Genomic DNA, 23,175 nt, shown 5'->3' with positions numbered 1-23,175 from the left:
CGTCTCTGTCGTCGGAAGGTTGGCCTTAGCCGTCGTAATCGACGGTTTCCATGATTTTCAGCGCGGCCGCGCGGTGCTTGGCGACATCGGCCAAGGGCAAGGCGTCAGCCGTGAAGCTGCCCCAGCTGGTGACAAGCTCCGAGGCCGGAACGCCCGGTTTCACCGGGAATTCATTGTTGGTTTCCGCATAGATCTGCTGGGCCGCATCCGAGGAGAGCCATTCCATGAACTTGATGGCAGCCTCTTTGTTCGGAGCAGATTTGGTCAGCGCCACGCCCGAGACGTTGAGGTGGGTGCCGCCATTCTCGAAGGTCGGGAAGACGATGCGGACGGCATCGGCCCAAGGCTTTTGCTCGGGGTCTTTCAGCATTTGACCCATGTAATAGGTGTTGCCGATCGAGATGTCGCATTCGCCAGCGGCAATGGCTTTGACCTGATCGCGGTCGCCGCCATCGGGTTTGCGGGCAAGGTTGGCCTTCAGGCCTTGGGCCCAAGTTTGCGCGGCCTCTTCGCCGTGGTGGCCGATATAGGCGCCAAGGAGGGCGACGTTATAGTCGTTCAGGCCCGAGCGGGTGCAGATGCGGCCTTTCCACTTGTCGGAGGCGAGATCTTCATAGGTGGTCACCTCGCCATCCGCGACGCGGTCTTTGGCGGCATAGACGATGCGGGCGCGGGCGGTGAGGCCGAACCAGTGATCGGCGGGATCACGCAGGGTCTCGGGGATATTGGCGTCAAGCACGTCCGATTGCACGGCTTGGGTGACGCCAGCATCGACGATCTGCATCAGGCGGGCGATATCGACGGTGAGCACCACATCGGCGGGCGAGCGGTCGCCTTCGGCTTGCAGACGCTCGGCCATGCCTTTGTCGACGAAGGCGACATTGACGGCGATGCCGGTCTCGGCGGTGAAGGCATCGACCAGCGGCTGGATCAGCTCGGGCTGGCGGTGGGAGTAGACATTGACCTCATCGGCGAAGGCGGGAAGGGCGGTGGTGAGCGCAAGGGCCGCCACGGTCAGGCGCAGGGACGAATGGAACATTGACTTAGTCCTTTTGTCAGGCTTTCGAGTGGCGTTAAACCTGAGTGATTTACTTGGGTCAATGGGGAAATGCAGCGGGTGGTTGCCAACAGGCCACCATTGGCGATTTTCCCCATGACATTCTTGCCGATGAAACCGCCCGCTGTCAGATAGAAGCGGCGAGGCAACGTCCTCCCCCTGAGGGATCAGGGTCCAAGACCGGGACGGCCCGGCACCAGCAAAGGGAGTGCCGTCATGGCCTGGATTGCGTTGTTTTTTGCCGGAATTTTTGAGGTTGTTTGGGCTTCAGCGATGAAAGCCTCGGAAGGGTTCACCAAGCTTTGGCCTTCGGTGGTCACGCTGTCGACCATGCTGATCAGCTTTGGGCTTTTGGCCTATGCGATGCGCAGCCTGCCTTTGGGCACGGCCTATGCGATCTGGACCGGGATTGGCGCTTTGGGGGCCTTTGTCGTGGGGATCGTGATGATGGGCGAGCCTGCGACCGCGGGGCGGATTGTGGCGGCGGCGCTGATCTTGTCGGGGATCGTGCTGATGAAAGTCTCGAGCTGAGCCTTATGGCGCGCGAATAAAAAGGGCCGGGTTTTTCCCGGCCCTTTGCATGTCCGGCTTTAGCCTTTGGCTTTCGCGGCTTTGTCTTCGGCTTTCGCCAGATCCCAAAGCGCGTCCATTTCTTCGAGATTGCTTTCGGCGGGCGTCTTGCCGGCAGCGGCCAAAGCATCTTCGATCCGCGCGAAACGGCGGGTGAATTTCGCGTTCGCGGCGCGCAAGGCGGCTTCGGGGTCGACTTTGAGATGCCGCGCGATATTGGCCAGCACGAAGATCAGATCACCGATTTCCTCGGTCAACTCCTCGGGGCCAAGACTGTCGCGGGCCTCAACCACCTCGCGGGTTTCCTCGACCAATTTGTCGAGCACCTGATCGGTCGAAGGCCAGTCAAAGCCAACGCGAGCGGCGCGGTTTTGCAGCTTCACCGCGCGGGTGAGCGCGGGCAGGGCCATCGCCACACCGTCAAGCGTGCGTGCTCCTTTACGCTCTTTGGCCTTCAACGCCTCCCAATCGCGGGTTTGCTGTTCGGGGGATTTGTCGCGGGACTGGTCGCCAAAGACATGCGGGTGGCGGGAGATCATCTTATCGCTGATCGCAGTCACCACATCGTCAAAGGCGAAAAGCCCTGCCTCTTTCGCCATTTGGGCATGAAAGACCGATTGGAAGAGAAGATCGCCCAGCTCTCCCTTCAGCTCATCCCAAGCCTGCCGCTCGATCACATCGGCGACCTCATGCGCTTCCTCTAAAGTATAGGGCGCGATGGAGGCGAAGCTTTGCTCGATGTCCCAAGGGCAGCCGGTCTGCGGATCGCGCAACCGCTCCATGATGTGCAAAAGCCGGTCGATGCCGGTGAGGGAGGCGAGTTGGGAATCGGGGGGGGAGTTGGCGGGCATGGGAACCTAAGGCAGATTGGATGGCCGCCAGATTACATGGTTGGGGGCCAGTGTCACGAGACGGGGGCAGGTGAAGGCACGCTTGGGGCGTGATTTGCTTGGGTTGGGATTTGCTTGGGGGCGGGAAACCCCGCCATTGCGGGGCGATGCAAATTCGGTTCTGATCCTGTTCAGCGATCCCCGCTTTAGAGAAAGAACCTCCATGCCCGTTTTGAACCGCATCGCCTCATTCGCCGAGGAAATGAAAGGCTGGCGCCGGCACCTGCATCAATATCCTGAGCTGGCTTTTGATTGCCATAAGACGGCGGCTTGGATTGTCGCGCGGCTGCGCGAGATGGGCGTGGATGAGATCCATGAGGGGATTGCGCAATCGGGTGTGGTGGCGGTGATCAATGGCCAAGGCCCGGGTCCGGTGATGGGACTGCGCGCCGATATGGATGCTTTGCCGATCGAAGAGATGACCGGGGCGGAATATGCCAGCAAAGTGCCGGGCAAGATGCATGCTTGCGGCCATGACGGCCATGTGACGATGCTGTTGGGCGCGGCGAAATATTTGGCCGAGACGCGGAATTTCGCCGGCAAAGTGGTGCTGTTGTTCCAACCGGCGGAAGAAGATGGCGGTGGCGGTCAGGTCATGGTGCAAGAGGGCGTGATGGAGCGCTTTGGCATTGAGACCGTCTACGGCATCCATAATGCGCCCAACGTGGCTTTTGGGCATTTCTACACCACGCCCGGGCCGCTGATGGCCTCGGTCGATACGGCTTATGTCAAGGTTTTGGGCAAGGGCGGCCATGGTGCCACGCCGCATGAGACGGTGGATCCGGTGGTGGCGATTGTCGCCATGGTGCAGGCGGTGCAGACCATCATCCCGCGCAACGTCTATGCTTTGGATGAGGCGGTGATCTCGGTCACGATGATCCACACGGGTTCAGCCTCGAACGTGATCCCAGAGGATGGGATGTTTGCCGCGACCATCCGCTGCTTCAAGCCCGATGTGCGGGATCTATTGAAAAAGCGCTTCTATGAGATCGTGGAAGGCACGGCATCGGCCTTTGGCGTGACGGCGGAGATTGATTACGATTGGGGCTATCCGGCGACGATCAACCATGAGGCCGAGGCGGCTTTCGCAGCCGAAGTGGCGCGGGAAGTGGCGGGGGCCGATGCGGTGGATGACCGGGCCAATCGCGAAATGGGATCTGAGGATTTCTCTTATATGCTTGAGGCGCGGCCGGGGGCCTATCTCTTCCTTGGCACCGGGCCGGGGGCCGGGCTGCATCATGCGGGCTTTGACTTCAACGATGAGGCCGCACCTTTGGGCGCAAGCTTCTTTGCGCGGCTGGTGGAGAAGGGCCAACCTTTGCGGTGAGGGCCTTTGCGGTGAGGGGCGGCACTTATGGCGTGCCGCGCAAGGTGAGTATTTAGATCAAGATGAAAAGCCAAAGGGCGCTTCTTTGCGGCTTTTTTCTGCAGGCTTTGCGGGGGCTAGCGTCATTTGATCAAAATGCTAGGCTCTCTCTTCAGACAGGGAGAGGGAGCCTAAGATGACCGGTTTGGATGCCAAATTTGCCGCAGGCCAGCCTGCGCCGCAGGATCTTTGGGAGATGGACCGGCGTCATGCCTTGCATCCTTGGACCAATTTCGGCTCGTTTGAAAAAGACGGCGCTTTGGTGATTGCGCGCGGCGAGGGCTGCTATCTTTGGGATGCCGAGGGGCGGCGGTATCTTGATGCCGTGGGCGGGCTTTGGTGCACCAATCTCGGGCTTGGCCGCAAGGATATGGCGCAGGCGATTGCCGATCAGGCCGAGCGTTTGGCCTTTTCCAACACCTTTGTCGATGTCACCAATGAGCCCTCGGCCCGGTTGGCGGCGAAATTGGCAAGCCTTGCGCCGGGGGATTTGAACCGGGTGCATTTCACCACCGGGGGATCGACCGCAGTGGATACGGCGGCGCGGTTGGTGTGGTATTACCAAAGCTGCCGAGGGCAGCGCCAGAAGACCGATCTCGTGGCGCGAGAGCATTCGTATCACGGCTCGACTTATCTGTCGCAATCGGTGGGCAAGCGGCCCGGCGACCGGGTCGAGGAATTCCGCTATATGGAGGCGGGCATTCACCATCTTTCGGTGCCGAACCCATATCGGCGGCCCGAGGGCATGTCGGAGGAGGCCTTCTGCGACTTCCTGGTGGCCGAGTTTGAGGATCTGATCGCGCGGGTGGGGGCTGACCGGATTGGCGGCTTTTTTGCCGAGCCGATCCAAGCCTCGGGCGGGGTGATCGTGCCGCCGAAGGGCTATCTGCGGCGGATGTGGGAGATTTGCCGCCGTCATGACATTTTGTTCATCGCTGATGAGGTGGTGACAGCTTTTGGTCGGCTGGGGCATTGGTTCGCCTCGGAGGATGTGTTCGAGGTGATCCCGGATGTGATCACCTGCGCCAAGGGGCTGACCTCGGGCTATCAGCCCTTGGGGGCGATGATTTTCTCGGATCGGATCTGGGAGGTGATGGCGGAAGGCGGCGAGCGCTGGTTTACGAGCGGTTTGACCTATGCGGGGCATCCGGTGGCCTGTGCGGCGGGGCTGAAGACGATTGAGATCATCGAGAATGAGGGGCTTTTGGCCAATGCGGCCGAGGTCGGTGATTATTTCTTGGAGCGTTTGCAGGGGCTTGAGGCTCTGCCTTTGGTGGGCCAAGTGCGGGGGCAGCGGCTGATGGTCTGCGTGGAGAATGTCGGCAATAAGGACAGCAAAGAGCCGCTGCCCGACGGCGCCAATGAATCGAAGCGCATCTCGGATGCGGCAGAGGCGATGGGGCTGATGGTGCGGCCGATTGGGCATCTCAATGTGATGTCGCCGCCTTTGGTGATCACCAAGCCTCAGGTGGATTTCGTGGCCGAGACGCTGGAGAAGGCGATCCGCAAGGTCACGGATGAGTTGGTGCGCGAGGGCTACCGGATCGGCTGAGCGGGCTTGACTTGTGGCGGCGGCGGGGGTCTTCTGCCGCCACCCGGATCCGCGCGTCTCCGGCCCCCGCCCGGGGGTAGAATGACTGCGCGCCTTAAAATCTCCGAGACTTATCATGGCATTGGAAGACGCGAAGACTGAGGTCGATACTGCTTTCACCCGCAAAGGACTGCGCGGTTTGGCCTTTGAAAACGCCTTTGGCGGGGCGACCAGCTTCCTGCGGCGGACCTACACCAAAGACCTGACCGGGGTCGATCTGGCGATCACCGGCGTGCCCTTTGACCAAGCGGTGACCCATCGCACCGGCACCCGCTTTGGCCCGCGCGCGATCCGTGAGGCAAGCAGCTTGCAGCCCTATGATCCGCCCTATGGCTGGCCTACCAACCCCTTGGAGGAAATGGCGATTGTCGATTACGGCGATCTCGCCTTCGACTATGCCAAGGTCTCGGATTTCCCCGATGCTTTGACGCAGCACATCCGCACCATCCTTGCCGCTGGGGCAGGGACGGTGACGCTTGGCGGCGATCACTACATCACTTTTCCGATCCTGAAGGCCTATGCCGAGAAGTTCGGCCCGCTCGCGGTCATTCATTTCGACGCGCATTCCGACCTTTGGCCGGATGATGATCTGAGCCGGATCGACCATGGCACCATGCTTTATAAGGCGGTGAAGACCGGGCTCGTGGACCCCAAACGCTCGGTCCAGATCGGGATTAGGACCACGACCGAGGATTATCTTGGTGTGGAGGTGATCGACGCGCGTGAGGTGCACGAAGGGGGCGTCGCGGCGGCGGTGGCCAAGGCCAAGGCGATCGTTGGCGATCATCCGACCTATGTCACCTTTGACATCGATTGCCTTGACCCTTCGGTCGCGCCCGGCACCGGCACGCCGGTTTGGGGGGGGCTCCACAGCTGGCAGGCGGCGGCGGCTCTGCGCGATCTCGCCGGGATCAATATGGTCGGCGGCGATATCGTTGAAGTCTCGCCGCCCTATGACACCACCGGAGCCACCGCGATTGCCGGGGCCCATGTCGGCTATGAGCTCATCTGCCTCTACCATTGGGCCAAAACCCGCCGTTGATCCGGGCGTGAGGCCGCTCGCGCGGCCTCCTTCGATTTTGCGCGCCTTGCGGCGCGGTGCCTCCGGCGGGGATATTTTTAGGCAGAAAATGAGCTCTAGGTCTTTTGCGGCATTTTCTGTCTAAAAGTATCCTCGGGGGTCCGGGGGCAGACAGCCCCCGGCCTTGCCTCCTCTTGACCGACCCGCCTGAAAGCGCCACAGGTGCGGCATGGTTCCTTTGGATAAACTCGCTCAGATCACCCAGCGCTTCGAGTTTCTCGAAGCGCGGCTTAATGCCGGAGCAGCGCCTTCGGAAATCGCGCAGATCAGCCGGGAATATTCCGAGCTGAAGCCGGTCGCCGATGAGGTTGCGGCTTACCGGCAGGCGCTGACCGATCTTGAAGATGCCCAAGCCATGCTGACCGATCCCGAGATGAAGGCCCTGGCCGAGGAAGAGATCCCGGCCTTGCGCGCGCGGATCCCGGAGATGGAAGACCGCCTACGTATCGCGCTTTTGCCGAAAGATGCCGCCGATGCGCGGCCTGCGATCATCGAGATCCGCCCCGGCACGGGCGGGGATGAGGCGAGCCTTTTTGCCGGCGACCTTGCCCGGATGTATCAGCGCTATGCCGAGCGGATGGGCTGGCGTTTTGAGGTCTTGGAGCATCAGGCCTCTGACCTTGGCGGCATCAAGGAGTTCACCGCCCATATCCAAGGCGAGGGCGTCTACGCCAAGCTGAAATACGAATCCGGCGTGCACCGGGTGCAGCGCGTGCCCGAGACCGAAGCGGGCGGGCGCATTCACACCTCGGCGGCGACGGTCGCCGTGCTGCCCGAGGCGGAAGAGGTCGATATTGTGATCCCGGCCTCGGACATTCGGATTGATACAATGCGCTCTTCCGGGGCAGGTGGGCAGCACGTCAACACCACCGACTCGGCGGTGCGGATCACCCATATCCCGAGCGGGATCGTGGTCACCTCCTCGGAAAAATCGCAGCACCAGAACCGCGCCATCGCGATGCAGGTTCTGCGCGCCCGGCTTTTTGAAGCCGAACGCGACCGGCTGGCCAATGAGCGCGCGGCCGAGCGGAAGTCGCAAGTCGGCAGCGGCGATCGCTCGGAGCGGATCCGCACCTATAACTTCCCGCAAGGGCGGCTGACGGACCACCGCATCAATCTTACGCTTTATGCGCTGAACCAGATTGTTGCGGGCGATCTTGATGAGGTGATTGCGGCTTTGACCGCGCATGATCAGGCCTCGAAACTGGCCGAGATGGAGGCATGATCGCCAAGCTGGCCTTGGCCGCTGCCGTGCCTCGGCTGCGGGCGGCGGGGGTTGAAGATGCGCCGCGTGATGCGCGTTTGCTGCTGGCCCATGCAATGGATTTGCCGCCAGAGCGGCTGTTGATGCACAGCTCGGACGAGATGACCGCACCGCAGTTGCAGGCGTTTGAGGCGGCTGTCACGGCGCGGGAAGCGCGGGTGCCGGTCTCGCAGATCCTTGGCCGGCGGCTCTTTTGGGGCCGGTCCTTCCGGGTCACCGCCGAGACATTGGATCCGCGTCCTGAGACGGAAGTCTTGATTGAGCACGCGCTTTCAAAGCCTTACGCGCAGGTGTTGGATCTTGGCACCGGGACCGGCTGCATCCTCTTGACGCTTTTGGCCGAGCGGCCACAGGCGCAGGGTCTTGGCACCGATATCGCGCAGGAAACGCTCGACGTGGCGCAAAGCAATGCCGACAGCCTTGGCCTTGGCGCGCGCGCGCGGTTCACCAAGGCCAACTGGCTTGACGGCATCACCGGGTCCTTTGACCTTATCGTGTCAAACCCACCGTATATCGCGCTGGATGAAATGGCCGAACTTGCGCCCGAAGTTCGCCAGCATGAGCCGCAGCGCGCGCTGACCGATGGGGCTGATGGGCTGACGGCTTACCGCGAGATCGCTGCCGGCGCCTTGCGCTTGCTTGCCCCTGGCGGGCGGCTTCTCTTTGAGATCGGGCCAACACAAGGCAGCGCCGTGGCGCAGCTTTTGGAGCAGGCTGGCTTTGTCCAGGTGGAAATCCTGCCCGATCTGGACCAGCGTGACCGTGTCGTCGCGGCGCATAACCCGAAGAATTCGCCTTAAATCCCCCAATCCTTTGGGCGGTTTTTTGCAACTTTGCCTTGCGCAATCGCGGCAAATCCCGCAAATTCCTCTTGTCACAGCGTCAAGCCTGTGTTTATTGGCCACACGTTAGGCAGGGGCATTGGCCCGGCCCGACGACCTGCCAGCCCCTGCGGATGTCATGAAAGTTGCCCCGTTGATCCGGGCGGCGCCCGCGGCCCAAAGCATCAAAGGACAAGATGCGCTCTTCAAAGAAACGCTCGCGTTCCAGCCAGAACCGCCCGCGCAGCCTCGGCAATATTATCAACCGCGTCTTTGATTCCTCGGGCCCCGAGGGCAAAGTGCGCGGCACGCCGCAGCAGATCATCGAGAAATATCAGATGCTCGCGCGCGATGCCCAGCTGTCGAATGACCGTGTGGCGGCTGAGAATTTCTTGCAGCATGCCGAGCATTATACCCGGATGTTGGCAGAAGCGCAGCGAGAGTTGGCGGCTGAGCAAGAGGCGCGTCAGCAGCAGTTCCAGCAAAGCGGTGGTGCGGCCCATGAAAATGGCGGCGCGGCCAATGGCAATGGCTCGCATGGTGGTCAGCATAATGGCCAGCACGGCGGCCAAAATGGCGGCAATTACCGCGATCGGGATGATCGTCGCAATGAGCGCCGGGACGGCAATCGCGACGATCGCCGGGATGGCAACCGTGACGAACAGCGCGGCTATCAGCGCGACGGCGGCCAGCAGAACGCCCAACGCGACACCCACCACCGTGAAGCCCGCGCAGAGCGTGAATACCGCGATCCGGGTGCGGAAGAGCAGCCAATGGTGGTGCAGGTCATCGATCTTGACGCCCAAGCTGGTGACACTGGCCTGATCGAGACGCCGGAAGCGCGGCGCCGCGAGGATACGGCCGAGCAGCCACGCCGCGAGGGCCACCGCGACAACAACCGCAATCGGGACGGCAATCGCTTTAACAATCGCAGCCGCGCACCGCGCGAAACCGGCGAACAGGCTGAGCTGCCGGCGTTTATCTCGGCACCGATGCCCGCTGCGGCAGAGCCGGTGGCGCAGGCCAGCGCCGCAGAGCCCGAAGCCCCGCGCAAAGAGACCGCAGCTCCGGCCAAACGTGTCAGCGCTGAACCTGGTGCTGAGGGCGAAGCTGCTCCGGCTGAAAAGCCCCGCCGCGCCCCGCGCAAGCCAAAGGCCGAGACCGAGACCGAGGTCAAAAAGGCCGCCGCTGAATAAGCGCTGCTTTTTTCAAAGCCCGAACAGCCTGAAACGAAAAGAACCGAAGCCGTCATGGCTTCGGTTCTTTTTTGTCTTGAATGCGGGGCCAGATCAGCCTTTGGCAACCTCGCGCGCCAAAGCGCAAAATTGCTCAAGCCCGATCTCTTCGGCCCTTGCGGTGGGCTTGATCCCAGCGGCCTCAAGCATCTCCTCAAGCCGCGGGCCAAGGCCTTTCAAGGATGAGCGCAGCATCTTGCGTCGCTGGTTGAAGGCCATCGCCGTCACCCGCTGCAAAACCGCGAAATCGCAAGGGAAACGCGGGGCCTCCAGCCGCTTCAAATGCACCACCGCCGAATGCACTTTCGGCGCAGGGGTAAAGGCCTCGGGCGGCAGGATCATCACGATCTTCGCATCAGCCCGCCACTGCGCCAAAAGTGCGAGCCGCCCGTAATGGTCGGAGCCGGGCTTGGCCACGATCCGCTCGGCCACTTCCTTTTGGAACATCAGCGTCAGGCTGTCCCAAAACGGCGGCCAGACCTTGGGCGAGAGCCAGCGGATCAAAAGCTCGGTGCCAATATTATAGGGCAGGTTGGCGGCAATCTTCACCGGGCCGGTGAGATGCGCCGCCACGCCGAGCTCCAAAGCATCGCCTTCCAACACGGTCAAACGCCCCGGATGCGCGGCGGCAATCTCCATCAGCGCCGGAATGGCGCGCGGGTCCTTCTCGACCGCCACCACATGCCGCGCACCTTCCGCCAAAAGCCCGCGCGTCAGGCCGCCGGGGCCGGGCCCCACCTCTAAAACATCCGCGCCCGTGAGATCCCCCGCACAACGGGCGATCTTCGCGGTCAGGTTCAGATCCAGCAGAAAGTTCTGCCCCAGCTGCTTTTTGGCCACCAAACCATGGGCCGCAATCACCTCGCGCAGCGGCGGCAATCCGTCAATCGTGCCCATATCTTTGGCCCTTACTCATTTTCTGTCTCTAAATATCCCGGGGTCCGGGGCAAAGCCCCGGCCTTGGCGACATGGTCAACGCCGCCGCGCTTGGCTCATCTCTTGCGCCATTCGCAGCGCCGCCACAAGCGAGGAGGGATCGGCAATGCCGCGTCCGGCGATGTCAAAGGCGGTGCCGTGATCGGGCGAGGTACGCACGAAGGGCAGGCCGAGGGTGACATTCACCCCTCCGGCAAAATCGATGGTCTTGATCGGGATCAGCGCTTGGTCGTGATAGGCGCAGATCGCCGCATCATAGCCCCTGCGGGCGGCGGCATGAAACATCGTATCGGCAGGCAGCGGGCCACGGATCTGCATCCCCTCGGCGGCCAGACGCGCCACAAGGGGGCGGATCATCCGCTCATCCTCCCAGCCCATCGCACCGCCTTCGCCGGCATGGGGATTGAGGCCCGCCACGACTAGACGCGGTGCGCTCAGACCAAAATCCCGGACCAGTCCGGCATGGGTCAGGCGGATGGTCTCCTTAAGCACAGCTTCGGTCAGCGCTTGCGGCACTTGCGAGAGCGAAATGTGGATCGTGGCGGGCACGACGCGCAGTTCAGCGCAGGCCAGCATCATCACCACGCGCTCGACGCCGGCGAGATGGGCCAGAAACTCAGTATGGCCGGGAAAGGCGAAATTGGCGCCGTCTTTCAGCGCCTTTTTATGGATGGGTGCTGTGCAAATCGCTGAGGCCTCGCCGGCTTGCACCAGGGCCACGCCGCGCTCGATCGCAGCGATGACACCGGCGGCATTGGCGGGATCGGGTGTGCCGGGGGTTACGGCACCTGCAAAGTGCTGGGTCAGCACCGGCAGATGGGTCGGAGGCACCGAAGCGGCCTCGGCCGGGTGGGAAATCTCGGTATAAAGGGCCGCTTGCGGCAAGTGGCGCGGATCGCCAATCCAAGCAAAGGGCAAATCCGCCCCCAAGACCGCGCGGGCTTTCACCGCGATCTCGGGGCCAATACCGGCGGGTTCGCCGCAGCTTAGGACGATGGTTTGGGCGCGCATTCCCGCCGCCTCAGGGCTCGCGGATCAGCGCATTGGCCTTCAGCTCGGCCATATAGCCCTGTGCCAGACCGTCGAGCTTTTGGTTTTGCACCTGATCGCGGAGCTGATCGCGTGTCGGCGGCGTGTCGGCTTCGACATTGCGGGTGCACAGCATCAAGATCATCCGCTGGCCTGCGGCGGTGCGGCTGGTGACAAACTCACCCGGATCCAGCTTGGCCAGTTGCAGCCCGATATCCGAAGGGATCTGCGACATCGGTTTGGTCTCAACCACCAAAGCCTCGGCCGGTTGGCCCTTGGCCAGACCGTAAAGGTCCATGCAGCGATCGACATTGGCAGCGACATGAGCCACAGCCGCCGGATCATCGGCGACAAAGTATTTGGCATATTCCACCGAGACCGAGATCGGGGCGGCGGTCTTATCCTCGGCCACGTCGCGCAGCATGAAAAGCACGACGGCATTCGGCACCACCATCGGTTGCGAGGGCTTGCCCTTGCCCAAGGTCAGAAGTTGGCCCGAGATGGCGGGGGGCATGTTGGCCAAAGGCAGCCATTCCAGCCGCCCGCCCGCCGCTGCGGTGGGCGAGGCGGAATATTTGCGCGCGGCTTCGGCAAATTGTGCCTCGGACCGGATGCTGGCGGCCAATTCATCCGCCAAAGCCAAGGCTTCTGCCTCTTGCCCCGGAGGGGCAGGGATCACCAGTTCTGACGCCAGAACCGACAAAGCGCGCGGCCGGGTCATGGTCTGCATCGCCTTGTCGATATCGGCCTCGGACACCGAGACCATGCCGACAAAACGCGCCCGCACCACTTCGCGCCACACAAGCCCCGCAAGCACAAAGTCGCGGAAGGTTTGCGGGGCGATATCGGCTTTTTGCAGCTCAACCAGCAGCTGCTCGGCCGAGAGATTGGCGCGGGAGGCGAATTCTTCCATGCCCGCTTTGATTTGTTCTTCGCCCATCGTGATGCCAAGACGCTTGGCTTCAGCCAGACGCAACCGGTCTTCGGTCAGGACGCGCAAAGCCTCGGTCATCGGGTCACCGGGCGAGCGCAGCACTTGCAAGAACTTGGCGCGCTGCTCGACCTCATAAAAGGTGATCGCCTGATCGTTGACGTAAAGCCGCGGCGCGAAAAGGTTTTGCGCTTGGGCGGGCGGGGCCGAGCCCAGCCAGACCGCGCCACCCGAAGCGCCCAATACTGCCACAAGCGTCGCCGCCTGAAGTCCACGCCAGAAAGTCATGTGCCCGAAACCTTGCATCTTCATCCTGCGCCCGTCTTGATCCCCGGGTCTCTCTGTCCTGGTCCTGCCGTCCAACGTCTTAGCTGCACCGCCGGGAGGGCCCGGCTGCGCCCTTGCCATTGATGCCAATCAGCTCAAAGGAAAGGCCAAAATCCGTTGTCGGAGTTACATTAGTCGATGACGTGAAGCGACGCGATAGGGAAAGATCCACCGCGATGCAATCGGTGCGGTATTCCAGCCCCAATCCGGCCAAAGTGCCGCGCCCGCCTTCGAAATCATAGCTGCCGACCAGTCGTGTCGTCAGCTGTTGGCTGGCCTTCCAGCTGGCGTCAAAGCTGAACTCGCGGGTGGGCGTGGGGCGGTTCTCAAAGAGCGGATCCGCCTCGACCCAAAGCATCGAGGCCGCAAGGGCCAGCTTATCGCGGTTAAGCGACAGACGGCCTTCGGCTTTGGAGAGTTCAAAATCGCCGTCAAACGTGGCGCGCGCCGCAAGACTATAGCCTTGAGGCAAGGTGAAATTCACCCCTGCCAGCCAATCAGAGGTTTCGCCCGCAAGGCCCGAGGCCGGGCCGAATTGGCCATAATCACGTTCGCGGTAGATGCGGCCCATCGTCAGAGCCATCGACCAGCCGCGCGGGTCGTAGCGGGTCCAGATCATGCCAATATTGGCGCGGCGGCCTTGCTCAACTGCATCCGAGCCGGGGAAGCGGTTCAGGGAGAAGAGGTTGCCCTCGTCGAACTCCAAAAGGGTGGAATCCTCATTCGGGATCCCATTATTGTCGGAATCGGCCCAAACCAGCTGGGCGATTGGCTCGATCACATGCATCGCACCTGTGCCGGTGGCCTTGACCAGCGGCCAGCGCAGCTCAACCCCCGCGGCGGTGTGGCTGCGGCTGTAATTGCCAGAATAGGTTGCGTCTTGGCCGACCGAGTAGATGTCGCCCGAGGCCTCGCCCAAGAGCACAGCCTCGACCCCGCCGGGCAGAAGGAAGCTGCGGCGCCAGTCGAGCCGGGCCGAAATGCGGCTGAGGTCACGGCCATCGGCGATCAGGTCATCGTCAGGCCCATCCAGCGGGTCCGAGGAGCTGCGCCAATGGTTGTGGGTTTGCAGCCGCAAGCCGCCTTCGCCGCCCAATGGGCCAAGCGAGAAGCGGCGGTGGAAGGTCAGATCCGCGACGACCGAGGGTAGGGTGTTGTTGTCCTCATCATCGCGCAGGCTTTGGAAGCTGATCACCCGGCCGGAAATATATTCATTGCGCCGGGTGCGATCGATGGTGATGCGGCTGTCGAGGCGGTCGGTGTCCGAAATGCCGTAATCCAAAAGATAGGCCGGGTCCGAGACGGCCTGAAGTTTCAGGTCGAGCCGGTAGTTTTCCGGCAAAGCAAATTGACCGGTGGCGAAGAGATAACCACGGCTCTCGCCGGGCAGAATATCATCGCGCGAGGTGGCGCCGGTGACGTCGATCTGACCGGTGCGGAAGGCTTGGCGGTAGCGCAGCTCGACCGAGCGGCCGCCTTTGGTGGTGATATAGGGCGTGACGGTCAGATCTCGGTTCTCGCCCAAAGCGATGAAATAGGGCAGTTTCAGCCCGGTGCCGAGGAGCGAGGTCGTGCGGAGTTTCGGCTGTAAAAAGCCGGTGGCGCGGTCGAGCGAAGGATCCGGCATCCGCAGGCGCGGGATGTAGAAGACTGGCACGCCCGCAAGGCGGAACTGCGCGTGGTCAAAGTAAAGCTGACGCTCCTCTTGGTCATGCACGACCCGGGCGGCGCGGATCTCCCACAGCGGTACCGGGTGGCTGGCGCAGACTTTGCAAGACGAGGCCACGACCGAGTTCAGCGCGGTATAGCGTCCATCGATGCGCTGGATCTCATTGGCGGCCAATTGCAGCTGCTGGTTCAGCACCATGCGCGCCGAGGTCAAAAGCCCTTCGGAAAGGTCGGCCGCAAGATCGGCCTGCGAAGCAAGGATCAGCGTATCGCCGCCGGTCTCGGTCAGCACGATCGGGCCTTCGATCAAAAGCCGATCGGCGGCTTGATCATAGATGATCCGGCTGGCGCGCAAGGAGCGGCCTTGGAAGAACACCTCGACATTGCCTTCGGCGATCAGGCGGGTGTCGCCGGTGATGCTCAGCCGATCCGAGATCAGCGAGGCTGTCTCTTGCGCATGGGCGGGCAGGGCGTTTGCGGCGAAAAAACCCGCCAAAACAACGGCGAAAATCTGCAAAAGGCCGCGCATCAGCCCTCCTCCAAATGCAAGACAAGGCCAAGGGCCAAGAGGGCCGCGGCAAGCGGCGGGCTCCATGCGGCGGCGGCGATCGGGATCTGGCCGGTTTCGCCCAAGGCTTGGGCGAAATTGCGCAGGAAGAACAAAGCAAAGCCGGCCAGCATGGCGTAAAGCACCATGGTGCCGGTCTTGCCAAAGCGGGCGTGGCGCATGGTGAAACCGGCGGCGATCAGCACCATGGCCGCCAGAAGGAGCGGCTGCGCCAGCTCCATCTGGAACCACAACTGATAGGAGCGGGCCGAGAAGCCCGCGGTTTCCAAACCGTCGATATAGCTGGGCAATTGCCAGATCGGCACCGCATTGGGCGTGCCGAAACTGTCGCGGATCCGCTCGGGCGTAAGGTCCGAGGGCAGTGGGGTGCCATCGGGCCAGCTCTGCGCGGCAAGCTCGGGGTTGGGGGCGGTCAGATCCCACATCTTCGCGCCGTCCAAAAGCCAAGCTCCGGGGGTGAGTCTTGCGGTCGGGGCCTCGATCCTTGTGGCCGGCGCGCCATCGGGGCCAAAGGTCAGAAAGGTGACGGTGGAAAGCTCGGTCCCGTCTTGATTGGCCCGAGCGGCTTGGATCACAGTCTGGCCGTATTCACCGCCTTGGCGCAGCCAAAGTCCGGAATCCGAGACCGAAAGAACCGAATTGCCCGCGGCCCGCGCCTCATCATAGGCTTTTTGGGTGGCGGCGACCAAGGGGTTCAGCACGGCCACGGCGAAGATGCCGAAAACCAAAGCCACCAGCACCGGGGTGACCAAGAAGCGCAGGCCCGAGCGGCCCGCCGCCCGCACCACCACCAGCTCGGACGAGCGGGCAAGGGCCAAGAACAGCGCGACCGAGCCCATGATCGTGATCAAGGGCAGGATGCGATACATCGTATCGGGCACGTTCAGGAGCGACAGATGCAGCGCATCGCCAAAGCTCGCATCGCTGCCTGAAAGCTTGCGCATCTGCTCGATCATATCGATCAACAGCAGGATGCCGAAGAAAATGGCGAAAACCATGCCGGTCGTGGTGATGAAACGGCGGGCGATATAGCGCGAGAGTCTCATGCCGGCACCTCGGCTTGTGCTTTGGGGCGCCGTCTGGGGCGTTGCGCGAGCCAGAGCATGAAAGCTGAAAGCGCAAGGCCGGTGAGCGGGGCGGCATAGACCAAGGGCCAGCCGTTGTCGCTTTCCAGCGCGCGGCCCGAACCCAAAGTTGAGATGGTTTGCACCACGATCAAAAGCCCCACCGCCAAGCCAATCTGCGGCAAGAGGCCAAAGCGCGAATAGCTGCCCAGCATCAAAGCGGCAAAGCCCAGCAGCGGCGCGGCCAAAGCCAAAAGCGGTGAGGCAAAGCGGCTGTGCGCCTCTTCAAAGAAATAGGCGCGATTGCCACGGGTTTCTTCCAGCATCGCGGGATCGGCTTTCAAAAGCTCGGCCGTCGAAAGCTCGCGCAGCGAGATGCGGCGCGCATCGCCAGTGCTGACCAAGCCGCTGAGATCCATTGCGAAATTCTCAAACCGGGTCAGGGCAAGCCGCTGCCCTTCGCGGGTCAGCCGCTGCGCCGCGCCGTCGATCATCACCAGCACCGGCCCTGTCTCACCCCGCACCATAAGCGCGGTCTCAGCCGTATAAACCAGTCGCTCTGTCTCGCCCCGATCATCGGCGAGGAAGATCTTTTGCAGCTCACCCAGCTGCGAAATCTCGCTGATGTAGAGCGTGATGCCAGCGGTGGGGTGCATGAAGCTGCCCTCTTTCAGAAATTGCGCCGTGGCATTGGCCGAGATTTCCGAGGTCCGCTCGCCCAGGCGCGCGCTGGACAGGGGCACCAGCACATGGGTCAGCACCATCTGCATCGCCATGACCGAAAGGCCGAAGTAAAGCACCGGGCGCGCAAGGCGGAAGGCGGAAAAGCCGGTGGCCTGCATGACCACCAGCTCGCTTTCCTGCGCCAGGCGGTTGATCGCGTAAAGACAGGCCGCGAAGGCCGAGACCGGCAGCACCAGACGGATCACATTGGGCAGGGTCAGCAGGGAAAATTCCACGAAAACAACCGCCGATTGGCCGTCGCCAATCAGTTGGTCAAAAAGGCCAACCGCCCGGTTGACCCAATAGACAGCCACCAGCACCAGGCTGAAAAACCCAAACAGCGCCAGCAGATGCGACAGCAGATATCGGTCAAATCTCGACACGCTTTGCGCGACCCTCACAAGATATTGCGCCGACCCTAAAGGATTTGGCAAAGCTCTGAAACTCATATCTGGCGTTGGCGGCGGCCAATCTATAGCCTGTCGGCCAGCGCCCGCCGATCCGCTTTGGTGGTCGGGGCGATCCCCAGATGCGAAGGCGACCCATGACTCATCCCGCTCCGATCCGTTTTGCCCAAACTGACCTTGACCGGCTTACGAGCCATCCGGGCCGCATTGCGGTTCTGGCCGATGGCCCGGAAGCGCTGAGCCCTGCCGCGCGTAAGCTGGACCGGGCGATGAAAGGGGCGTTGAGCCGCGCCTTGGGCTCTGAGGCTTTTGGCAAGCTGAAGGCGGGCGATGCTTTGGATCTGGCCTTCCCGGCCGGTCTGGCGGCAGAAAGCTTGCAGCTGGTGCGGCTGGCAAAACGCGCGGATGTTGCTGCGGCCCGCAAGGCGGGTGGCGCGATCGGGCGCGGTCTCGCCTCGGCTGATTTGCTGGTGATGGCAGAGAACCATGCGCGCGCGGCGGAGATCTCCTTTGGTCTGGCGATGCGCGCTTATGAGTTCACCCCGCATAAAACCGGCGCGCAGCCTGTGCGTGGCGCGGTCGAGATGATGGTGGCCAACCCCGAAGCGGTGGCCGCGGAAGCGGCGCCGATGGCGGCAGTGGCGGAGGGCGTATTCTTCACCCGCGATCTGGTGAATGAGCCAGCCAACGTCTTGACCACAGACGATTTTGCCGCCCGTCTTGCCGCGATGCAAGAGCTGGGCCTTGAGGTCGAGATCTTGGAAGAGGCCGAATTGGCCAAGCTGGGCATGGGCGCTTTGCTGGGCGTCGGCTTGGGCTCGGAAAGCCCGTCCAAGGTTGTGGTCATGCAATGGAAGGGCGGCGCCAAGGATGAGGCGCCCTTCGCGCTGATCGGCAAAGGCGTGGTCTTCGACACCGGCGGCATCTCGATCAAGCCGGCTGGTGGCATGGAAGAGATGACCATGGATATGGGCGGCGCGGGCGTTGTGGCTGGCGTCATGCGCACTTTGGCTTTGCGCAAGGCCAAGGCCAATGTCGTGGGCCTCGTGGGGCTTGTCGAGAATATGCCCGACGGCAAGGCGCAGCGTCCGGGCGATGTGGTGAAGTCCATGAAAGGTGACACGATCGAGGTCATCAACACCGATGCCGAGGGCCGTTTGGTGCTGGCCGATGTGCTGTGGTATGCGCAAGAGCGCTTTAAGCCTGCGGGGATGATCAACCTTGCCACCCTGACCGGGGCGATCATCATCGCTTTGGGGCATGAGAATACTGGCGTCTTCTCGAACGATGATGACCTTTGCAACGCTTTCTTGAAAGCGGCCGGGGCCGAGGGCGAGGGCGCTTGGCGGATGCCGATGGGCGAGGCTTATGATGCCAAGCTGAAGTCGCGGATTGCTGATATGATGAACGTGGGTGGCCGCGATGGTGGGGCGATCACGGCGGCACAATTCTTGCAGCGTTTCGTGAAAGAGGGCATGCCTTGGTGCCATCTCGACATCGCGGGCACGGCTTTGCTGAAATCCGACACGGCTTTGGCGCCGAAGGGTGCCACCGGCTGGGGTGTGATGGCGCTGAACCGGCTGATCCGCGACAAGTTTGAGCAAAAGTAAACCTTGGCCAGCGTTAACTTTTACCATTTGCAGCGGCACAGCATGGACGAGGTGATCGACATGCTGGTGCCGCGCGCCTTGGGGCAGGGCTGGCGGGTGATGATCCGCCACCCCGAGCGGGCGGTTTTGGAGCGGTTGGACAATCGGCTTTGGCAGCATAGCGGCGCGGGGATTGTGCCACATGGCCTTGAGGGCGGCGCGCAGGACTCCGATCAGCCGGTGCTTTTGGGCGCGGGTCCGGTCGGCAATGCGGCGCAATGTCTTTTACTGATGGGGCCTTTGCCGGTCGATGCGGCAGAGGCGGCGGCGCTGGAGCGGATTTGGCTGGTCTTTGACGGGCGCGATCAGACCCAGGTGCAAGAGGCGCGGATGCAGTGGAAGGCGGTGACTGCCGCCGGGCTTGCGGCGCAATATTGGAACGACGAAAGCGGTCGTTGGGATCTGAAGGCAGAAGCTGCGGCGAAGGCCTGATCCAGCGGAGCGCCGTTCCGGCGCAAGGGTTTTATCTTGCATCTGCGCCTTGCGGCTCAACCGGCTGCGGAGATGCGCTCCGCCCAGAATTTCATTCTGAGCGGAGCGAAGAGAGTATTTAAGTCAAGATGAAATGGTTTTGGGTTTCGCTGGCTTAGCGCGAAAGGATCATGCGGTCGCCGGTGATCTCGATCCTAAAGCGGCCCAGATATTCCATGCCGAGAAGTGAGATATCGAGCGCGCCTTCATTGACCCAAGCCGAGACGTTCGGGTCGGTGAAGGGGCCGAGCGTCACCTCATCCAAAGTGACATGGGCGGTGCGCACGGTGCCATTGGCGGTGGAGGCTTGGCCGAGGTAGAGCAGGTCCTCAGGATCGAAGCCAAGCGCCTGCGCGTCGCGTTGGGTCAGCACCATCATCGAGGCGCCGGTATCGGCCATGAAGAAGATGTCATGGCCATTGATCCGCAGCGTGGCATAGTAATGGCCATCGGCGCCGCGTTTCAGCTCGACCTTGCCATTTTCGGTGGTCACTTGGGCCTGCGGGCGCTCGGGGCCTCGGATGTCGTTCCAAAGCCCATAGGCGGCCATCAGTCCAAGGATGATGAGGCCCCAAGCGGCGGCGACGCGCAGAGCTTGGCCCATACGGCTGCGATATTCGACGATCACCCAACCGCCGACCGCTGCCAAAAGAAGCGCCAGATAGCCAAGTCTTGCAATGCTGTCGCCGTCCATGCGTGGCCCTTCGGTTGGTGAGAGTTTAACCGATCAGGCCGGTTTGTTTGACGCCGTCGATGACGAATTGCACAGAAAGCGCAGCCAAGAGCATGCCCAAAAGGCGGGTGATCACGATCACCCCGGTGCGGCCGAGCATCCGCTCGAACCAGTTCGACAGCAGCAGGAAAGCGAAAGTTGTTGCCATCATCACCAGCAACAGCCCAACCACCCATGTGGTTCCAATCCAACCGGGGCCGGATTGGCCGACAAGAAGGATCATCGTCGCAATGGCGCCCGGGCCAGCAATAAGCGGCGTGGCGAGCGGGAAGACCGAAGGGTCGTGATCGGGGTCGGCCTGTTGGCCCTCGCGCCTTTGGGTGCGGCGCTCGAAGAGCATGTCGAGGGCGGTGAGGAAGAGCAGGATGCCGCCGGCGATGCGGAAGGCGGGCATCGAGATGCCGATGAAGCCAAGGATCGACTCGCCGAAAAGGCCAAAGAGTGTGAGCAGCGCGGTGGCGATCAGACAGGCGCGTTGCGCCATGGCGCGGCGCCGCTCGGCCGACATGCCGCGGGTGAGGGCGATGAACATCGGCACCAGACCCGGCGGGTCAATCACCACGAAAAGCGTGGCAAAGGCGGTGATCAGAAAGGCGATTTCGGGCATGATCGCTCCGCTTGGGTTGGGCGCAGCCTAGCGCCAAGGCGGGGGGCAGGGGAAGCGGCTTTCGGCCCGCAGGAACGCCCCTGACGCGCGGTCAGGGGCTGGGAGGATTAGGCCTCGGCCTTCTCCAGCTTCGATTGAGCGTCCAGCCACAACGCCTCGGCCCGGTCCATGGCTTCCATTAACTCGGCGTATTTCTTGTTCCAAACCTCAAGCTCACCCTTGCGGGCGCCTTCGTAAAGCTCTGGATCGGCAAGTTTTTTCGCCAGCTTGTCGCGCATATCGTTGATTTTGGCGAGCCGCTCTTCGCTTTTGCGCACCTCGGCGCGAAGGGCAAGGATCTCATCGCGGCTGGCGCGTTTGGGCTTTTCAACCGCTTTCGCGACGGGCTTGACCTCTTCCTCACCTTGCAAAAGCTGCTTGCGGTAAGCCTCAAGGTCCTCGGTATAGGGCGCGACCGAGCCGCCTTTGACCAGCCAAAGCCGGTCCGCAACCAGCCCCAAAAGGTGCATATCGTGGCTGACAAGGATCACGGCACCGGAATAGGCGGTGAGGGCCTCAACCAAAGCCTCACGCGATTCGATATCAAGGTGGTTGGTCGGCTCGTCGAGGATCAGAAGATGCGGCGCGTCGATTGTGGCCATCAACAGCGAGAGCCGCGCCTTTTGGCCACCCGAGAGGCGACCAACCGCGGTTTCAGCTTGATCGGCCATCAGGCCAAAGCCCGCAAGGCGCGCGCGCAGTTTCGGCTGGCCCTCGGTCGGGCGCAGCCGCATGATGTGCTGAAGCGGTGTCTCATCGAGATGCAGCTCATCCACCTGATGCTGGGCGAAATAGCCGATGCGCAGCTTGGAAGAGCGCACGACCTTGCCCTCCATCGGCTCCAGCTTGCCAGCGAGGAGCTTCGAGAGCGTCGATTTGCCCTGACCGTTGCGGCCCAAAAGCGCGATCCGGTCGTCTTGGTCGATGCGGAGCGAGAGCTTTTTCAAAACCGCCGGGCCGCCATAGCCGACCGAGGTGCCCTCCATGCTGATGATCGGGGGCGAGAGCTCTTCGGGCTCGGGGAAGGTGAAGACCACCTTCTTGGCATCTTCCGGCGCGGTGATCGGGGTCAGCTTTTCCAGCATTTTCACGCGGGACTGCGCCTGCGCGGCCTTGGAGGCCTTGGCTTTAAAGCGGTCCACGAAGGCCTGCAAATGAGCACGCTGAGCGTCAACCTTCTTGGCCTCGGCCTGAAGAACGGCGCGGCGCTCGGCCATCTGGCGGGCGAATTGGTCGTAATTGCCCTGCCAATAGGTCAGCTTGCGGTTATCAAGATGCAATATCCCCTGCACGGCGCGGTTCAAAAGCCCGCGGTCGTGGCTGATGATGAGCACAGTATGGGGGTATTTTTGCAGGTAAGCTTCAAGCCAAAGCGCACCTTCAAGGTCAAGATAGTTGGTCGGCTCGTCGAGGAGCAAATAATCGGGCTGGGCGAAAAGCACCCCCGCCAAAGCCACCCGCATCCGCCAGCCGCCCGAAAACGCCGAGCAGGGCATCAGTTGTTTTTCGGCATCAAAGCCAAGGCCGCGCAGAATAGCGGAAGCGCGCCCCTCAGCCGACCAAGCGTCGATATCGGCCAGCCGCGCCTGCACTTCGGCAATCCGGTGCGGATCGGTCGCGGTCTCGGCCTCGGCCAAAAGCTCGGCCCGCTCGGTATCGGCGGCCAGCACCGTGTCGATCAGCGAGGTCTCGGACGAGGGCACCTCTTGCGCCACGCCGCCGATCCGCGCCCGGGACGGGATCGAGATGTCGCCGCCCTCCAAAGCCAGCTCGCGCCGGATCAGCCGGAACAACGTCGTCTTGCCCGCGCCATTGCGCCCGACAAGACCAACCTTATGGCCGGTGGGAATGGTGGCCGAGGCCCCTTCAAAGAGGGGGCGGCCTTCGACATTATAGGTGATATCATCAATGCGCAGCATGGCCACGCCTTGCCGCAGGCGCGCGCCAAGGTCAACGCCCCGCAGCGCCTCAAAGCGCCATTCCCCTCTTTCAGAACCCTAAATATCCCGGGGGAGGCGCGCGGCACGCGCGGCGGCGGCAGAGCTCCCATTCAAAGTCCCGATTTAAGAAACTGTCATCGAAAGACGCCTGCGCCGCCTTTCGGAACACTTTTCTTTATCCGCGCCCCGTGCTAGCAGCCCGCCATGC

Annotated in this window: 20 protein-coding genes; 9 read left to right on the top strand and 11 right to left on the bottom strand. The window is 62.4% G+C overall.

The annotated features are described in order from the left end of the window. Window positions 1-25: 25 nt before the first annotated feature. On the bottom strand, window positions 26-1,039 hold the full coding sequence (locus Q9295_RS04485; protein ID WP_306679305.1) for a Fe(3+) ABC transporter substrate-binding protein: 1,014 nt from the start codon (window positions 1,037-1,039) through the stop codon (window positions 26-28). Between the two features lie 234 nt (window positions 1,040-1,273). On the opposite strand from Q9295_RS04485, the gene Q9295_RS04480 reads away from it, so the two are divergent. Then, window positions 1,274-1,588 (top strand): DMT family transporter, encoded by a 315-nt coding sequence (locus Q9295_RS04480; RefSeq protein WP_306679304.1) that lies wholly within the window; start codon window positions 1,274-1,276, stop codon window positions 1,586-1,588. A 59-nt stretch (window positions 1,589-1,647) separates the two neighbouring features. Here Q9295_RS04480 and mazG read toward each other — a convergent pair whose 3' ends face one another. Further along, complete coding sequence (mazG, locus tag Q9295_RS04475) at window positions 1,648-2,478, bottom strand: nucleoside triphosphate pyrophosphohydrolase (RefSeq protein WP_306679303.1); 831 nt, start codon at window positions 2,476-2,478, stop codon at window positions 1,648-1,650. 202 nt (window positions 2,479-2,680) lie between these two features. On the opposite strand from mazG, the gene Q9295_RS04470 reads away from it, so the two are divergent. The 6 genes from Q9295_RS04470 (at window position 2,681) to Q9295_RS04445 (ending at window position 9,836) form a co-directional block, all read left to right on the top strand. Then, a complete protein-coding gene (locus tag Q9295_RS04470; protein WP_306679302.1) occupies window positions 2,681-3,844 on the top strand; it encodes a M20 aminoacylase family protein in 1,164 nt (387 codons plus the stop codon). A 175-nt stretch (window positions 3,845-4,019) separates the two neighbouring features. Continuing rightward, a complete protein-coding gene (locus Q9295_RS04465; protein ID WP_306679301.1) occupies window positions 4,020-5,435 on the top strand; it encodes an aminotransferase in 1,416 nt (471 codons plus the stop codon). A 115-nt stretch (window positions 5,436-5,550) separates the two neighbouring features. Next, complete coding sequence (gene speB, locus Q9295_RS04460) at window positions 5,551-6,516, top strand: agmatinase (protein WP_306679300.1); 966 nt, start codon at window positions 5,551-5,553, stop codon at window positions 6,514-6,516. A gap of 208 nt (window positions 6,517-6,724) precedes the next feature. Continuing rightward, window positions 6,725-7,780: a peptide chain release factor 1 gene (gene prfA / locus Q9295_RS04455; RefSeq protein ID WP_306679299.1), complete on the top strand. Its 1,056-nt coding sequence runs from the start codon at window positions 6,725-6,727 to the stop codon at window positions 7,778-7,780. Continuing rightward, a complete protein-coding gene (gene prmC / locus Q9295_RS04450) occupies window positions 7,777-8,619 on the top strand; it encodes a peptide chain release factor N(5)-glutamine methyltransferase (protein ID WP_306679298.1) in 843 nt (280 codons plus the stop codon). The genes prfA and prmC overlap by 4 nt, the downstream gene beginning before the upstream one ends. Before the next feature lie 218 nt (window positions 8,620-8,837). After that, the gene (locus Q9295_RS04445; protein ID WP_306679297.1) at window positions 8,838-9,836 is read left to right on the top strand and encodes a DUF4167 domain-containing protein; all 999 of its coding nucleotides are present in this window, start codon (window positions 8,838-8,840) and stop codon (window positions 9,834-9,836) included. A gap of 93 nt (window positions 9,837-9,929) precedes the next feature. On the opposite strand, the gene rsmA is transcribed toward Q9295_RS04445, so the two are convergent. The 6 genes from rsmA to lptF all read right to left on the bottom strand — a co-directional run bounded on the left by rsmA (window position 9,930) and on the right by lptF (window position 17,504). Then, window positions 9,930-10,772 carry a 16S rRNA (adenine(1518)-N(6)/adenine(1519)-N(6))-dimethyltransferase RsmA gene (gene rsmA, locus Q9295_RS04440; protein WP_306679296.1) on the bottom strand — a complete coding sequence of 281 codons (843 nt, stop codon included), beginning with the start codon at window positions 10,770-10,772 and terminating at the stop codon, window positions 9,930-9,932. 75 nt (window positions 10,773-10,847) lie between these two features. Further along, window positions 10,848-11,822 (bottom strand): 4-hydroxythreonine-4-phosphate dehydrogenase PdxA, encoded by a 975-nt coding sequence (gene pdxA / locus Q9295_RS04435; protein ID WP_306679295.1) that lies wholly within the window; start codon window positions 11,820-11,822, stop codon window positions 10,848-10,850. Between the two features lie 10 nt (window positions 11,823-11,832). Next, on the bottom strand, window positions 11,833-13,059 hold the full coding sequence (locus tag Q9295_RS04430; protein ID WP_306679294.1) for a peptidylprolyl isomerase: 1,227 nt from the start codon (window positions 13,057-13,059) through the stop codon (window positions 11,833-11,835). A gap of 79 nt (window positions 13,060-13,138) precedes the next feature. Next, entirely contained in the window at window positions 13,139-15,295 is a 2,157-nt protein-coding gene (locus tag Q9295_RS04425) for an LPS-assembly protein LptD (RefSeq protein WP_306679293.1), read from the bottom strand. Then, window positions 15,295-16,380 carry an LPS export ABC transporter permease LptG gene (gene lptG / locus Q9295_RS04420; RefSeq protein ID WP_306679292.1) on the bottom strand — a complete coding sequence of 362 codons (1,086 nt, stop codon included), beginning with the start codon at window positions 16,378-16,380 and terminating at the stop codon, window positions 15,295-15,297. The genes Q9295_RS04425 and lptG overlap by 1 nt, the downstream gene beginning before the upstream one ends. Further along, on the bottom strand, window positions 16,377-17,504 hold the full coding sequence (lptF, locus tag Q9295_RS04415) for an LPS export ABC transporter permease LptF (RefSeq protein ID WP_306679291.1): 1,128 nt from the start codon (window positions 17,502-17,504) through the stop codon (window positions 16,377-16,379). Before lptF ends, lptG begins: the two co-directional genes overlap by 4 nt. Window positions 17,505-17,665: 161 nt before the next feature. Here lptF and Q9295_RS04410 point away from each other — a divergent pair, with 161 nt between their 5' ends. Next, complete coding sequence (locus Q9295_RS04410; RefSeq protein WP_306679290.1) at window positions 17,666-19,138, top strand: leucyl aminopeptidase; 1,473 nt, start codon at window positions 17,666-17,668, stop codon at window positions 19,136-19,138. 3 nt (window positions 19,139-19,141) lie between these two features. Continuing rightward, window positions 19,142-19,609, top strand: coding sequence for a DNA polymerase III subunit chi (locus tag Q9295_RS04405; RefSeq protein WP_306679289.1), 468 nt, complete (start codon window positions 19,142-19,144; stop codon window positions 19,607-19,609). A 154-nt stretch (window positions 19,610-19,763) separates the two neighbouring features. Here Q9295_RS04405 and Q9295_RS04400 read toward each other — a convergent pair whose 3' ends face one another. From Q9295_RS04400 to Q9295_RS04390, 3 genes are all read right to left on the bottom strand, one after another. After that, window positions 19,764-20,342: a retropepsin-like aspartic protease family protein gene (locus tag Q9295_RS04400; protein WP_306679288.1), complete on the bottom strand. Its 579-nt coding sequence runs from the start codon at window positions 20,340-20,342 to the stop codon at window positions 19,764-19,766. A 25-nt stretch (window positions 20,343-20,367) separates the two neighbouring features. After that, complete coding sequence (locus Q9295_RS04395; RefSeq protein WP_306679287.1) at window positions 20,368-20,988, bottom strand: MarC family protein; 621 nt, start codon at window positions 20,986-20,988, stop codon at window positions 20,368-20,370. Between the two features lie 107 nt (window positions 20,989-21,095). Continuing rightward, window positions 21,096-22,946: an ABC-F family ATP-binding cassette domain-containing protein gene (locus Q9295_RS04390; RefSeq protein ID WP_306679286.1), complete on the bottom strand. Its 1,851-nt coding sequence runs from the start codon at window positions 22,944-22,946 to the stop codon at window positions 21,096-21,098. Window positions 22,947-23,175: the final 229 nt, after the last annotated feature.

Source organism: Pseudogemmobacter lacusdianii (genome assembly GCF_030848395.1).
Lineage (GTDB): Bacteria > Pseudomonadota > Alphaproteobacteria > Rhodobacterales > Rhodobacteraceae > Pseudogemmobacter > Pseudogemmobacter lacusdianii.
This window is presented reverse-complemented; position numbering and strand designations above follow the sequence as displayed.